Genomic DNA, 13,677 nt, shown 5'->3' with positions numbered 1-13,677 from the left:
TCGGGGAGCTTAAAGCACTTTGTCTAATGCGCGGCAAGTCGTTACCCCAGCCGTGCTTCACCTTATTGCCGCGCCGGCGCCGGAGCGGGGCCAGCCATGAGCGTGTCGGCGAAGTGGCGCCTCACCGGCCAAATAGTTTGCGCAGTTTTTGCTCGAGTGGGGTCCCTGGTTCGTCGGGCTTCGGCTTCCCTGCGGGCCCTGGTGTTGCGCCGAGTAGTTTCCCCAGCAGTCCTGTCACGCCTCCGGGGACGATCCCCTGAGCCAGCCGCGAGAGCAAGTAGCGGGTGTCTGGCTGCGGCTTGGCCGCGCCGAGCTTGCCGCGCAGACGGAAGGGGAAGGCAAGTTGCTCGCCCTCGTCGAGGAGGTATTTCGCTTCCCTGATGTCAGCGACCACATCACGACTGAACGCTTTCGACATCGAGAGCGTTCCCAAAAGATCCGTCTCTCCCTCAAAGTCGATCCAGCCAGCGGCACGTGCCCCGTAGTCGGTGGCGACGATGGCGAGATCGTCCGTGCGCATCCGTTGGTCGGCGATCTGAAAGGTGGCGTGGAGGGTTTGGAATCGCATGTCGGGTTCTGAGAATAGCCGGGAGTATTTCGGTTTGACGTTGCGGGACACCAGTTCTCCAATCTTCGGCAGATCGGTGAGGCGGCCCAGAACATCATTGACCAGGTTGAAGTTTTTGATGACGGCATCCTGGATGTCGCCGGCAACCTGGCCCCGGAGACTGGAACGAATCGCCTCGGGTGACATGCCTGCGGCGTGAAGATTCAGTTGCAGGGAACCTGTTCCCTGGATCTGCAGCGGCGCATCTCCGCTGCTGAGCCGCAGCAGCTCAGCGATGGCGATCTTCGTCAGCTCTCCCTTCAGCGTCATTTCGCCGTCCCCGCGTAGCGGAACCTGTCCCGAGAGTTTGACGGAGCCGTCGAAGGCGTGGCCATCGAGTTGGGAAACCTGCAGGCTCCCCGGCGTGAGTACGGCATCGAGATGTAGCGCCTCGATGCCAATCTTCTGAGGGCCAAAGGGGCCGAGGGAGCCGTCGAGTTGGAGTGGAATCGCGGCTGGGTTGGCCCAAGGACCGACAGCTCCCTGCACGTGGACGTTTTGGGTATCTGCCTGCAAGGCAGCCGTGAGCTTGAAGTGGACCGGCGCGGCGTCGCCGATATCGCCAACAGTGAGATCGAGCTGCCTGATGGTCGTCGTTGGCGCGGGGTTCTGGCTGCGGTCGGTGACGGAGAGACTGCCTGCCTCGATGTTGGCCCGGCCGAGAATGAAGGGAAGCTGCTCCGGCGACACGCCGGCGGCTGCCGGCTTGCTGCTGGGCTCAGAGTTGGTGCTCGGTGTGGGACGGCCGATGCTCTGATAGTTCCAGCGGCCGGCGGTATCCCGGATCAGATGAACCTCTGGTTGTCGGAGATCGAAGCGGTCAACTTCCAGGCGTCCACGTAACAGCGGCAACAGCTTGGCGTGGGCAATCACCGCCTCGGCCCGCGCGAAATCAGAGGTGCTGAACTGCGGGTCATCGGCGACGCGGATGTGATCGACCCGTACGCCGATGCCGCCCCACAGGCTCAGCGCGATGCGGTCGGCGGCGACATCACGTCCGACGATCAAGCCTGCCTGCCGGAGGATGCCGTCGCGGTTGTGGGCGATGATGCGGCTGAGCGACAGAGCGGCCACGGCCACGAGCACCACCCCCACCAAGACGACCACAATCGCAGCCCAACCAAGTTTGCCCATCGTCCCGGCTCCAACCGTACCCCCTGCCGTCGATGGGGTCAATTTTGACTGCCAGCGGCCAGCCGGCTACAAGGCCGGTGAGAGGAGAAACGCATGAGCTATGAGCACATCCGCGTCACCCGGGACGCCGGCATTGTCACACTGGCGTTCAACCGGCCCGAGACGCGCAATTCCATGACGCCGGCGATGGGCGAAGAAGTCATTCGCGCCGTCGAGGAAATCCGCGGCGATGACTCGGTTCGCGTCGTCGTCCTCACCGGGACCGGAAAGGCTTTTAGCTCCGGAGGCAACCTCGGCATGATCGCCCAAGACACGGGCGCCCGTTCCGACGCCAGCGCTCCCAGCATGCTGGGCTCGCCTCGCGAGTTCTATGCCCGCTTCCTGACGATTCGCAATCTGCCGGTGCCGACCATCGCCGCCATCAACGGCCACGCCGTCGGTGCCGGCCTGTGCGTCGCGCTCGCCTGTGATATCCGCATCGCGGCGGCCGATGCCAAGCTGGGGATGACGTTCACCAAACTCGGTCTCCATCCCGGCATGGGCGCCACCTACTTCCTCCCGCGCTTGATCGGAACCGCCCGTGCCTGCGAACTGCTGTTCTCGGGCCGCGTGATTGATGCGATCGAAGGCGAACGGCTGGGGCTGATCAACCACGTGGTGCCGCGAGACGAGCTCGACAAGGCGGTGCACTCCCTCGCCCGGGAAATCGCCGCGGCGGCGCCGGTTGCCGTGCGCCTGGTAAAGAAATCGATCTACCGAGGGGTGCAGCACACGTTGGAGGATATGCTCGATTACGAGGCGCTCAACCAGGGCCTCACGTTCACCACGGCCGACGCCCGCGAGGGCGTCACGGCGATGATGGAGAAACGCGAGCCGAAGTTTCAGGGGAGGTAGGACGATTGCCGATTGCATATTGAGGTCTTCGCGCCGGATGAAGATCCTCGGGCGGAGTAGATCAGGGAGAACGCCCCCCTCCGCGCTTGTAGAATAGCCATTCACTAGCTATTCTGAGCCTGGCGCATGATCACCGTAACTGCATTGGAGGCAAAGAACCGGTTCGGCAAGCTACTCGACCGCGTGGCGCGCGGAGAGGAGATCGTTGTGACTCGCCATGACAAGCCGGTTGCGAGAATGGTTCCCGAGGGAGGACGAAAGCTGAGCGCGGTCCGGCAGGGCGTTGCCGAGCTGCGGCAGCTCCAGGGACGGATCAGAGCGCGCACGAAGGGCAGGCGCTCGCTTTCCGACGCGGAGGTCCGGTCGGCAATCGAAGAAGGCCGGCTGTGACCCAGGATTTCATCGTCGATGCCTCGATCGGCGTCGCTTGGGTGCATCCCGCGCAGGCCACGAGCGGCTCGCAAGCTCTCCTCCAAGCCCTCTGCGACGGGGCCGTAGTCCAGGCCCCCGCCCTGTGGCCGCTGGAGACCGCGAACGCGCTGCTCGTTCTCGTCCGCCGCGGCAAGCTCACCGAGGAGGAACGCGGAACGGCGCTCGCGGCCCTCGCGCAGCTCTCGGTTGCGCTCGATCACGAGATGGCCTCGCTCGCCTTCACCAGGCTGTCCGAGCTCGCGTCGCGGCAGGGACTGAGCATCTATGATGCGGCCTATCTGGAGCTTGCGCTACGAAAGAAACTCCCGCTCGCGTGTAAGGACGGCCCGCTGCGCGCAGCAGCCAAGCGGTGCCGCGTGAAGCTTTTGTAGGAGGCAACCGCTGCCGGGCGCGCCATCAATCGAACTCTTCGAAGTTGGAGACCTCCTGCGGGCTGCCTGAGCAGCGGGTGGTCGCCGCCCTCCGAGGGCTTGGGTTATCATTTCTTCTTGGCGAACAAGCCGTCGAGCCGGGCACGGGCGGCGTCGGTGCCCTTCACCTTCGCGGGCCGTGCGATGCGGAAACCGAAGTAATCGCAGAAGTTCCCCACGGCTTTGTCGACTTGCCGCTCGGATTGCGGCTCGCGACACTGGTTGTTGGCGTTCGGCTCGTAGAAGGTACAGTTCAAGCAGCAGTGGAGGTCGGCGCGGCAGTGTAGGCAGGCGTCACGCCGGCCGATCCGCTCAGCCGGGCCGATGTCGTGGCCGCAGTGATGACAGACGCGTTCCATCACCCAGCTGGCATATGGCTTGTGGCATATGGCTTATGGCGCTTGATCATACCCCATAGGTAAATCGCGCTACGCCGCCCGTTTCCTTGCCGCTGCACGGAGGGGTTGATAGCATAGGTGTGCTCGACGCTGGAAGGCATGCTGACGCGGATCGCAGAATTCAAACGGGCGCTGGTGGTGGAGGAAAACGCCTCGCCGCACACCGTGCGCAACTACGCCAGCGACCTGCGCCAGCTGCACGCCTTCCTGCTCCAGCGCCGGCTCGGGCTGAACGACGCCGGTGACGACATCGCCCCGGATCGCGTCGATCAGGTGGCCATCCGTGGATTCATGGCTGCCTTGCTGCGCCGGAACCGCAAAAGCTCCGTCGGCCGCAAGTTGTCCGCGGCGAAAGGATTCTTCCGCTACCTGCTGCGCTGCGGTGTCATTGAGCGCGACCCAACGGCGGGACTGGCGACGCCGAAGAAGGAGCAGCAGCTTCCGGTGCATCTTACCGTCGACGACATGTTCCGGTTGCTGGAGGCGCCGCCCAGGGACACGCCCGTCGGGCTGCGTGACCGCGCGCTGCTCGAGGTGCTCTATTCCTGCGGCCTGCGCGTGAGCGAATTGATCGGGTTGGATTGGCCCGACATCGACGCCTCTCTCGAGCTCGTGCGTGTGCGCGGCAAAGGGGGCAAGGAACGCCTGGTGCCGATCGGGCGCAAAGCGCTGGCGGCGCTGGCCGTGTACCGGGGAGGTTTGGCTGATCTGTGCCCGCGCCGGTTGCGCGATGACAAGGCCGTGTACCTGAACCGGAGAGGCAGCCGACTGACGACGCGCAGCGTGGCGCGCATGGTGGAGCGCTACGTGGTCGTGAGCGGCCTGGCGACCAAGGCGAGCCCGCACGCGTTGCGGCACAGTTTTGCGACGCATCTGCTCAACGCCGGCGCCGATCTCCGCGCCATCCAGGAGCTGCTGGGGCACGCCACGCTGTCGACCACACAGAAGTATACCCACGTCAACCTCGATCAACTGATGAGCGTCTATGACAAGGCGCATCCAAGGGCGTGAAGAAGCTATCAGCGGTCAGCCATCAGCGTTCAGCTCTGCGATCCCTTCAGCTGACGGCTGAAAGCTGATAGCTGAATGCTGAACACCGAGAATCCTATGACACAAGCACACGAGCCGGACCGGACCATTCGCAGCACCACCATCCTGGCCTTGCGCCATAAGGGCAAGGTGGTCATGGCCGGTGACGGCCAGGTCAGCATGGGCGGCACGGTGATGAAACGCACCGCCCGCAAGGTCCGTCGTATCTATAACGGCAAGGTGATTGCCGGCTTCGCCGGTGCCAGCGCCGACGCCTTCAGTCTGTTCGACAAGTTCGAGAAACAGCTGGAGCAGCATGGCGGCAACCTGCGGCGCGCCGCCGTCGAGCTGGCGAAGGACTGGCGCACGGACAGGGTGCTCAGGCGGCTGGAGGCCTTGCTGATTGCCGCCGATCACGACGCCTTGCTGGTGCTCTCCGGCAGCGGCGACGTCATCGAGCCGGATGACAACGTCATCGCCATCGGTTCCGGAGGCAACTACGCGCTGGCCGCGGCGCGGGTGTTGATGAGGCACACCGACCTCGACGCGCGCACCATAGCCGAAGAGGCCATGCGGGAGGCCGCCGCGATCTGCGTCTATACCAACGATCAGTTGGTCATCGACGAGCTGTAAACGGCAGTCGATAGTCAAGAGTCGGTCGTCGATAGTTCATAGGCCGAGACTTCTGGGCCATGGGCTCTCAACTTCGAACGATCGACTACTGACGACCCACTACGGACTACCCCTGGCTCGGCCGCCGGTTGCATCGCTGCTCGATCATGATACCTAAATAAGCGAATGAGCCAGATGACACCTCGGGAGATCGTTTCAGAGCTGGACCGCTATATCGTCGGTCAGCGCGACGCCAAACGCGCGGTCGCCGTGGCGCTGCGCAACCGCTGGCGGCGGCAGCAGGTGCCGGAAGAGTTGCGCGAAGAGATTGCGCCGAAGAACATTATCATGATCGGTCCTACGGGCGTGGGAAAGACGGAGATCTCGCGCCGGTTGGCGAAACTCGCACAGGCGCCGTTTCTGAAGGTGGAGGCGTCGAAGTTCACCGAGGTTGGGTACGTGGGACGCGACGTCGAATCGATGGTTCGCGACATCACGGACCTGGCCGTCAAGATGGTGAAGGACGAGGAGCAGGAGAAGGTGAGGCTGCGGGCATGCGAGCTGGCCGAGGAGCGCGTGCTCGATCTACTGCTGCCACCCGTGCAGGTTGCCGAGCGCCGCGTTCAGGCCATCGGCGAGCAACTGCCTCCCGCCGGGCCAATGGAGGAGTCGACGGCCGCGACCCGCGACAAACTGCGCCGCATGCTGCGCGAGGGGCAGCTTGATGACCGTGTGGTGGAGCTGGAAGTCAGTAAAGCCGCGATGCCGATGGTCGAGGTGTTTACCCCCCAAGGCATGGAGGAGATGGAGTTCCACCTGAAGGACCTGTTTTCCAATCTGATGCCGAAGAAGACCAAGAAACAGCGGGTCCACATTCCGGAGGCCTTGGACACCCTGACACAGGAAGAAGCGAACAAGTTGGTGGACATGGAAGTGGTGACCAAGGAGGCCGTCCGTCGCGTCGAGCAGTCGGGCATCATCTTCATCGACGAGATCGACAAGATTGCCGGCCGCGAAGGTGCACTCGGCCCGGACGTGTCACGCCAGGGCGTTCAGCGCGATCTGCTGCCGATCGTGGAGGGCAGTACCGTCAGCACCAAGTACGGCATGGTACGCACCGACCACGTTCTGTTCATCGCCTCGGGCGCCTTTCACATGACCAAGCCTTCCGACCTGATCCCGGAGTTCCAAGGCCGCTTCCCGATCCGCGTCGAGTTGGAACCGCTGACGCGCGAGGACTTCGTCCGCATCCTCACCGAGCCCCAGAACGCGCTGATCAAGCAGTACGTCGCCTTGATGGCCACTGAAGGAGTGCGGCTGACGTTCACCGACGACGCCATCGTGGAGATCGCCGCCATCGCCGCCGAGGTCAATCAGAATACGGAGAACATCGGCGCCCGGCGCCTGCACACGGTGATGGAACGCTTGCTGGAGTCGCTGTCGTTCGAAGCGCCGGAAATGGGCGGCCGTGAGGTGGTCATCGATGCACAGCAGGTACACACCAAACTCGACGACATCGTCAAGAACGAAGACCTGTCGCGCTACATTCTCTGAGAGGACAGTTGATAGTCAAAGGTTGATAGTCAATAGTCCATGGTGGGAGTGAGAACTAGGAACCGATGCAGGCAGTGTCCGAACACTGTCGACTCTCCACTGTCGACTATCGACGCGAGGCCAGGCCGAGATAAATGGAGAAGCTGATCGCCAAGGCAGAGGTGCTCCTCGATGCGCTGCCGTACATCCGGCGCTATTCGGGGAAGACCATGGTCATCAAGTACGGCGGCCACGCCATGGTCGACGAGCAGCTGAAGGAAAGCTTCGCCCAGGATATCGTGCTGCTGAAGTTCATCGGCATCAACCCGGTGATCGTGCACGGCGGCGGTCCACAGATCGGCCAGCTTTTGAAACAGCTGGGCATCGAGTCGCAGTTCGTGCGGGGCATGCGCGTCACCGATCAGCAGACCATGGACGTCGTCGAGATGGTGCTGGGGGGCAAGATCAACAAGGAGATAGTGAACCTCATCAACCATCACGGCGGCCGTGCCGTCGGCCTGTCGGGGAAGGACGGCGAACTGATTCTGGCCAAGAAACTCACGGTGGAGTCGGAAGAAGCCGGGGTGGGCAGGGTGGACATCGGTTTGGTGGGGGAGGTGCGCGCCATCAACCCGCAGGTCATCGAGTCCCTCGATCGCAGCGGTTTCATTCCGGTAATCGCGCCCATCGGCGTGGGGGAACGGGGCGAGACGTACAATATCAACGCCGATCTGGTCGCCGGCGAGATGGCGGAGGCGCTGCGCGCCGAGAAGCTCATCCTGCTCACGGATGTCGAAGGCATCCGCGATGGCAACGGCAATGTGTTGTCCACCCTGGGCGTGGACCGCGCGCTGCAACTCATCGACGAAGGCGTGATTTCGCAAGGGATGATCCCGAAGGTCGAATGTTGTATCGAAGCCTTGCGTGGCGGGGCCAAGAAAACACACATCATCGACGGCCGGGTCCGTCATGCCGTGCTGCTCGAAATCTTTACGAAGGAAGGGGTCGGCACCGAGGTGGTGCGCGCGCACGGTCGTGGCCCGACAACCAAAGTCCAGGGTGCAAAGGCCAAGGTCCAAAGCCTGAGGAGCAAGGGGTGAGGTCGGTGCCCTTTTTCGAAGGGGGAAGGTGCCCGCAATGACCAACGAAGAGATCATCGCGCGGAACAACCGATACTTGTTCCCGCTCTATCCTCGTGCGCCAATCGCACTCGTACGCGGCCAGGGCTGCCGGGTGTGGGATGCGGACGGGAAAGAGTATCTCGACTTCTTCGCCAGCACGGTGGTGGCTTCGCTCGGCCATTCCCATCCCAGCGTGACCCGTGCCATCGTGGAGCAAGCGCAAAAGATCCTGCACGTGTCCAACCTGCATCACAGCGAGCCGCAAGCGCTACTGGCGGAGTCGCTGTGCACGCATTCCTTTGCTGACCGGGTCTTCCTCTGCAACAGCGGCGCCGAGGCCAACGAGGCCGCGATCAAGCTGGCCCGCAAGTACGGCGCTGAGCACGGTGACGGACGCTTCGAGATCCTCACGGCGCTGGGCTCGTTCCACGGCCGCACCATCGCCACCATCACCGCCACGGGCCAGGAAAAGGTCCGGCTGGGCTTCCAACCGCTGCCGGAAGGCTTTCGCTATTTTCCCTACAACGATGTCGAGGCGCTCGAAGCGGCGATCTCGGCACGCACGATTGCGGTGATGATCGAACCGCTGCAAGGCGAGGGCGGCATCGTCGTTCCCCACCCGGACTACCTGCGGCGCGTGCGTGGGCTGTGCGATCGCTACGGCTTGCTGCTCATTCTGGACGAGGTGCAAACCGGCATGGGCCGCTTGGGCACGCTGTTCGCCTACGAGCAGAGCGGTATCACGCCGGATATCATGACCCTGGCCAAAGGTCTCGGCGCCGGGGTGCCGATCGGGGCCATGCTGGCGACGGATAAGCTCGCGGTCAGTTTCACCACCGGCGCCCACGGCTCCACGTTTGGTGGCAACGCCCTCACCTGTGCGGTGGCCGTGGCGGTGATGCGCGTCCTCATCGAAGAAGGGGTACTGGCGAATTGCCGGGTCCAAGGCGACTACCTGCGTGCCCGCTTGCGGGAGTTGCAGATGCGGTCGCCGCGCATCCGCGACGTACGCGGGGAAGGCCTGCTGGTAGGCGTCGAGCTCGATGGGCCGGGGGCCCCGGTGGTCGATGCCTGCCGCCATGCCGGCCTGCTCATCAACTGCACGGCGGAGAAGGTGCTACGCTTCTCTCCGCCGTTGATCGTGGCACAGTATGAGATCGACCGTGCCCTCGACATCGTCGACCGCGTGCTGAAACAATGAAGCGCGACTTCCTGAGTTTTGCCGACTTCGGCCGCGGCGAGCTGGAGGAGATCCTGCATCTTGCGGCGCGGCTCAAAGGCGACCTCAAGGCGGGCAAGCAGCCGGCGCTGCTGGCCGGCAAATCGCTGGCGATGATTTTCGAGAAGCCGAGCCTGCGTACCCGCGTGACGTTCGAGATCGGCATGGGCCAGCTCGGCGGTAGGCCGGTCTATCTGACGCCGCAAGACATCCAGTTGGGCCAACGGGAATCGGTTGCGGATATCGCACGCAACCTGGAACGCTGGGTGGACTTGATCATGGCCCGCACCTATTTCCACACCACGCTGGTCGAACTGGCGCGGCATGCGGGCGTGCCGGTCATCAACGGACTCTCCGATCGCCTTCATCCGTGTCAGGTACTGGCCGATTGCTTCACCTTGATCGAGAAGCGCGGGCGGCTGGACGGTTTGCGCATCGCCTTCGTCGGCGACGCCAACAATGTCGCCAACTCCTGGATTGACGCGGCCGCCAAGTTTCATTTCGAGTTCATCTTGGCATCGCCGCCGGGGTACGAGCCCGATGCACTCACCCTGGAAGCTGCACGCGCCGCCGGCGCGCGAGTGACCGTCACCCACGATGCCGCGGCGGCGGCACGCGGGGCGGAGGTATTCTATACCGACGTGTGGACCAGCATGGGCCAGGAGAGTGAGACCGAGAAGCGACGCCGGGACTTTGCCGACTACCAGATCAATGCGTCCTTGTTGCAACTCGGGAGCCCCGATGCGGTCGTCATGCACTGCCTGCCGGCACACCGCGGCGAAGAGATCACCGACGACGTGATCGAAGGGCCGCACTCGATCGTTTTCGACCAGGCCGAGAACCGGCTGCACATCCAGAAGGCCATCATGGTCTGGCTCAGCGACAAGGTGAAGACACATCGATGAGTGCACCAGTGTGCCGGTCCGCCAGTGCACCGGTTGGCGAACAGTGTGGACTGGCGCACCGGCATACCGGCTGACCGGCTCACCCGTTCACAGGATTGAACAGATGACTGACAACCCGAAGAAGATCGTTCTCGCCTATTCCGGCGGCCTCGACACCTCGGTGATCCTCCGGTGGCTGATCGATACGTACGGCGCCGAGATCATCGCCTTCTGCGCCGACCTCGGCCAGGGGGAAGAGCTGACACCAGTGGAAGGTAAGGCCAAGGCCGGCGGCGCCAGCAAGGTCTACATCGAGGACCTGCGTGAGGAGTTTGCCCGGGACTTCGTCTTCCCCATGCTGCGGGCCAACGCGGTCTACGAAGGCACGTATTTGCTGGGCACCTCCATTGCGCGGCCCCTGATCGCGAAACGCCAGGTCGAGATTGCCGCGGCGGAAGGCGCCGACGCCGTGGCGCATGGCGCCACCGGGAAGGGCAACGATCAGGTGCGCTTCGAGTTGACGTATTACGCCTTGCAGCCCGACATTCGCGTCATCGCCCCCTGGCGTATATGGGATCTGAACTCACGCTCGAAGCTGATCACCTTTGCGGAAAGCAGAGGTATTCCGATTCCGGTGACGGCGGAGAAGCCGTACAGCTCGGACCGCAACCTGCTGCACATCAGTTATGAAGGCGGGATTCTCGAGGACCCGTGGCGCGAGCCGCACGACGACATGTTCCTGCTGACCGTCTCGCCGGAAAAGGCGCCGGACAAACCCGAGTACGTTGAGATCGACTTTGAAGCCGGCAATCCCGTCGCCGTCAATGGTGATCGTCTGTCGCCCGCGGCGCTGGTGGCGCGGTTGAATACCATCGGCGGCCGACACGGTATCGGGCGCGTGGACCTGGTCGAGAACCGCTACGTCGGCATGAAGTCGCGCGGCGTGTACGAGACCCCTGGCGGCACGATCATACACGTGGCCCATCGGGCGTTGGAGTCGCTGACGCTGGATCGTGAAGTCCTGCACCTGCGCGATTCCCTCATCCCGCGCTACGCCGAGATGGTGTACTACGGGTACTGGTTCTCACCTGAACGGCGCATGCTGCAGACCGCGTTCGACGAGGCGCAGCGCCCGGTTGGCGGCACCGTGCGCCTGAAGCTGTACAAAGGCAACATCATCATTGCGGGGCGCAAGTCGCCGCGTTCGCTGTATCGTCCGGACATCGCAACCTTTGAAGAGGACGCCGTTTATCAACAAGCCGATGCGGAAGGCTTCATTCGGCTCAACGCACTGCGCTTGAGGATCCAGGCGCGGGTGGAGAAGAAGGCCTGACGGCCAGAGTTCAGCTGTCAGCAATCAGCTGTCAGCTTCAGAGGAAGATGCGGGACCCTAGAGAATCGCCGTTCGTTCAGAAGCTGAAGGCTGAAAGCTGACAGCTGAGGGCTCATTCCCATGAAAGTTGGCATCGCGGGATTTCTCCGTAGCGGCAAGACCACAGTGTTCAACGCCCTGACCGGGCAGCACGCCGAGGTCGGTGGTTTTACCGAGCCCGGGAAGGTCCACCTCGGCACCATCAAGGTTCCCGACCCGCGCGTCGACCGGCTGAGCGCGATCTTTCATCCACGCAAAACGACGTACGCCGAGATCGTCTTTGTCGATTTCCCCGCCCCACATCTTGCGGGTGAGGAGGGGCGCAGCAGCAGTGCGCTGGACACCGCCACGCTTACGCAGATGCGCGAGAGCGACGCGCTGGTGCAGGTGGTGCGCGGCGTTACTGACGAAGTCACGGATGCGTCACCCGACCCCGTGCGCGACCTGGCGAACTTCAAGAGCGAGCTGTTGCTGGCCGACCTGGGATTGATCGAAAAGCGCCTGGAACGACTGCAAAAGGAAAAAGGCAAAGAGCACGAGCGGGCGCTGCTCGAGCGCTGCAAGGCGAGGCTCGATGAGGAACGGCCGTTGCGGCGCGTGGAATGGTCGGCCGAGGACGCGGTCGCGCTCGCCGGTTTCGGCTTTCTCTCCCGCCGGCCGCTCATGGTGCTGCTCAACGTCAGCGAGGCAGACGTGCATGCCCCCGTACCCAGTGCCGTTGCCGCGTGGCTCGAAGCCGAGGGGCTCACTGGACTGATGCTGTCGGGACAAATCGAGATGGAGATCGCTGGGCTGGAGCCGGACGACCGCCAGGCGTTCCTCGATGACATCGGGGTGAAGGCACCGGCACGCGACCGTTTCGTCACCGCGGCATACGAGCTCCTCGACCAAATCAGCTTCCTCACCAGCGGCGAAGACGAGGTGCGTGCCTGGACCATCAAGCGCGGCACCACCGCGGTCAAGGCGGCCGGGAAGATCCACAGCGACATCGAGCGTGGTTTCATCCGCGCTGAGGTCATGCACTACGATGATTTCATCCGCTACGGCAGCGAAGCCAAGTGCCGCGAGGCCGGCAAGCTTCGCCTCGAAGGCAAGGAGTACGTTGTCAAGGACGGCGACATCATCCATTTCCGTTTCAACGTGTGATCTGCCGCGTGTCATGCGCGCGCAACGTTGGGGCGATGCTCGCGGAGGGCAGGAGTGTTCCGCAATCGTTCTTGCGAGGCCGTGCGTCAAGCTGTATGGTTCTGGAGAATGGCTTTGGCCTATTTGGGAGCGCGCCTCCGACGCGTGACGGCTAGTATCCAGGTGGCAGTGTTCGGGGCGTTTGCCCTTGCGGCCATTGTCCTGCCGGTGCAGCCCTGTGCCGCGCAGGGTGCGCCTGGGCAGCAATCGGCCTACGCCAGCGGCAGAATCGAAGCAGCACAGGACCTGGCGCGACGCTCACTCGAGTGTCTTCATCGCGGCGAGGATGCCGCGACGAAGGACGCCCGGTTGACCGCGTACCGCGAAGGTTTCGAGCTGGCAAAGCGGGCCGTGCAGGCTGATGACAACAACGCAGATGCACACTTCGTCAATTTCGCCAACGGTGGACGTGTCATGCTGCTGGAAGGCGCGGTTGCCAACCCGATCAATCTCTGGACGGTAAATCGCGAGCTCGATCGGGTGCTGGAGCTGAATCCGAACCACGTTGACGCCTTGGCGGCCAGGGGCGGTATGTACCGGCAACTGCCTTGGGTCTTGGGTGGCAGCCTCGAAAAGGCGGCGGACTATCTGGGGCGCGCCGTGCAGCTCGATCCGAATAATGCGGTCGGGTCGCGCATCGAGCTCGCCGAGACCTATCGTGACATGGGCCACCCGGAACGTAGCGTGCCCTTGCTCGAGGTGGCCATGCAGGTGGCGGAGCGCATGGGCAAGTATCGCCAAGTCCAGGAAGCGCGCCAGCTACTGAGCCAGCTGAGTAGCGCCGGCGGCAAGTAACCACAGCGGCTACGTTTCGACTCTCTGGTTGAAATCTTCGGCGCTGAAAGCT

The 13,677-nt window shown here is 63.4% G+C and carries 13 protein-coding genes and 1 pseudogene; 12 read left to right on the top strand and 2 right to left on the bottom strand.

Features of this window, described 5'->3' with window-relative positions:
* Positions 1 to 121: 121 nt before the first annotated feature.
* Complete coding sequence (locus tag VF515_19930) at positions 122 to 1,741, bottom strand: AsmA-like C-terminal region-containing protein (GenBank protein HEX7409895.1); 1,620 nt, start codon at positions 1,739 to 1,741, stop codon at positions 122 to 124.
* Between the two features lie 93 nt (positions 1,742 to 1,834).
* On the opposite strand from VF515_19930, the gene VF515_19925 reads away from it, so the two are divergent.
* From VF515_19925 to VF515_19915, 3 genes are all read left to right on the top strand, one after another.
* Positions 1,835 to 2,635, top strand: a complete 801-nt coding sequence (locus VF515_19925; GenBank protein ID HEX7409894.1) for an enoyl-CoA hydratase — start codon at positions 1,835 to 1,837, stop codon at positions 2,633 to 2,635.
* A 126-nt stretch (positions 2,636 to 2,761) separates the two neighbouring features.
* Positions 2,762 to 3,025 (top strand): type II toxin-antitoxin system prevent-host-death family antitoxin, encoded by a 264-nt coding sequence (locus VF515_19920; protein HEX7409893.1) that lies wholly within the window; start codon positions 2,762 to 2,764, stop codon positions 3,023 to 3,025.
* On the top strand, positions 3,022 to 3,438 hold the full coding sequence (locus VF515_19915) for a type II toxin-antitoxin system VapC family toxin (protein HEX7409892.1): 417 nt from the start codon (positions 3,022 to 3,024) through the stop codon (positions 3,436 to 3,438). Before VF515_19920 ends, VF515_19915 begins: the two co-directional genes overlap by 4 nt.
* Before the next feature lie 107 nt (positions 3,439 to 3,545).
* Here VF515_19915 and VF515_19910 read toward each other — a convergent pair whose 3' ends face one another.
* Positions 3,546 to 3,839, bottom strand: coding sequence for a hypothetical protein (locus VF515_19910; GenBank protein HEX7409891.1), 294 nt, complete (start codon positions 3,837 to 3,839; stop codon positions 3,546 to 3,548).
* Positions 3,840 to 3,974: 135 nt separating this feature from the next.
* On the opposite strand from VF515_19910, the gene VF515_19905 reads away from it, so the two are divergent.
* The 9 genes and pseudogenes from VF515_19905 to VF515_19865 all read left to right on the top strand — a co-directional run bounded on the left by VF515_19905 (position 3,975) and on the right by VF515_19865 (position 13,625).
* A complete protein-coding gene (locus tag VF515_19905) occupies positions 3,975 to 4,886 on the top strand; it encodes a tyrosine recombinase XerC (protein ID HEX7409890.1) in 912 nt (303 codons plus the stop codon).
* Positions 4,887 to 4,982: 96 nt separating this feature from the next.
* Positions 4,983 to 5,537, top strand: coding sequence for an ATP-dependent protease subunit HslV (hslV, locus tag VF515_19900; GenBank protein ID HEX7409889.1), 555 nt, complete (start codon positions 4,983 to 4,985; stop codon positions 5,535 to 5,537).
* 165 nt (positions 5,538 to 5,702) lie between these two features.
* Positions 5,703 to 7,070, top strand: coding sequence for an ATP-dependent protease ATPase subunit HslU (gene hslU, locus VF515_19895; protein ID HEX7409888.1), 1,368 nt, complete (start codon positions 5,703 to 5,705; stop codon positions 7,068 to 7,070).
* Between the two features lie 134 nt (positions 7,071 to 7,204).
* Positions 7,205 to 8,074 (top strand): annotated as a pseudogene (argB, locus tag VF515_19890) (acetylglutamate kinase).
* A 112-nt stretch (positions 8,075 to 8,186) separates the two neighbouring features.
* Entirely contained in the window at positions 8,187 to 9,371 is a 1,185-nt protein-coding gene (locus VF515_19885) for an acetylornithine transaminase (protein HEX7409887.1), read from the top strand.
* Positions 9,368 to 10,294: an ornithine carbamoyltransferase gene (gene argF, locus VF515_19880; GenBank protein ID HEX7409886.1), complete on the top strand. Its 927-nt coding sequence runs from the start codon at positions 9,368 to 9,370 to the stop codon at positions 10,292 to 10,294. The genes VF515_19885 and argF overlap by 4 nt, the downstream gene beginning before the upstream one ends.
* Before the next feature lie 103 nt (positions 10,295 to 10,397).
* Positions 10,398 to 11,606: an argininosuccinate synthase gene (locus tag VF515_19875; protein HEX7409885.1), complete on the top strand. Its 1,209-nt coding sequence runs from the start codon at positions 10,398 to 10,400 to the stop codon at positions 11,604 to 11,606.
* 120 nt (positions 11,607 to 11,726) lie between these two features.
* Entirely contained in the window at positions 11,727 to 12,791 is a 1,065-nt protein-coding gene (locus VF515_19870; protein ID HEX7409884.1) for a DUF933 domain-containing protein, read from the top strand.
* 108 nt (positions 12,792 to 12,899) lie between these two features.
* A complete protein-coding gene (locus VF515_19865; GenBank protein HEX7409883.1) occupies positions 12,900 to 13,625 on the top strand; it encodes a hypothetical protein in 726 nt (241 codons plus the stop codon).
* The last annotated feature ends 52 nt before the right edge of the window (positions 13,626 to 13,677 follow it).

The sequence above is a fragment of the Candidatus Binatia bacterium genome, from assembly GCA_036382395.1.
Lineage (GTDB): Bacteria > Desulfobacterota > Binatia > HRBIN30 > HRBIN30 > JAGDMS01.
This window is presented reverse-complemented; position numbering and strand designations above follow the sequence as displayed.

Bases quoted from the DNA above. Each gene is read 5' to 3' on its own strand.
- VF515_19925 (HEX7409894.1), top strand. From the start codon at position 1,835: ATGAGCTATGAGCACATCCGCGTCACCCGGGACGCCGGCATTGTCACA.
- hslU (HEX7409888.1), top strand. From the start codon at position 5,703: ATGAGCCAGATGACACCTCGGGAGATCGTTTCAGAGCTGGACCGCTAT.
- VF515_19875 (HEX7409885.1), top strand. From the start codon at position 10,398: ATGACTGACAACCCGAAGAAGATCGTTCTCGCCTATTCCGGCGGCCTC.
- argF (HEX7409886.1), top strand. From the start codon at position 9,368: ATGAAGCGCGACTTCCTGAGTTTTGCCGACTTCGGCCGCGGCGAGCTG.
- VF515_19865 (HEX7409883.1), top strand. From the start codon at position 12,900: ATGGCTTTGGCCTATTTGGGAGCGCGCCTCCGACGCGTGACGGCTAGT.
- VF515_19930 (HEX7409895.1), bottom strand. From the start codon at position 1,741: ATGGGCAAACTTGGTTGGGCTGCGATTGTGGTCGTCTTGGTGGGGGTG.
- VF515_19885 (HEX7409887.1), top strand. From the start codon at position 8,187: ATGACCAACGAAGAGATCATCGCGCGGAACAACCGATACTTGTTCCCG.
- hslV (HEX7409889.1), top strand. From the start codon at position 4,983: ATGACACAAGCACACGAGCCGGACCGGACCATTCGCAGCACCACCATC.
- VF515_19920 (HEX7409893.1), top strand. From the start codon at position 2,762: ATGATCACCGTAACTGCATTGGAGGCAAAGAACCGGTTCGGCAAGCTA.
- VF515_19870 (HEX7409884.1), top strand. From the start codon at position 11,727: ATGAAAGTTGGCATCGCGGGATTTCTCCGTAGCGGCAAGACCACAGTG.
- VF515_19905 (HEX7409890.1), top strand. From the start codon at position 3,975: ATGCTGACGCGGATCGCAGAATTCAAACGGGCGCTGGTGGTGGAGGAA.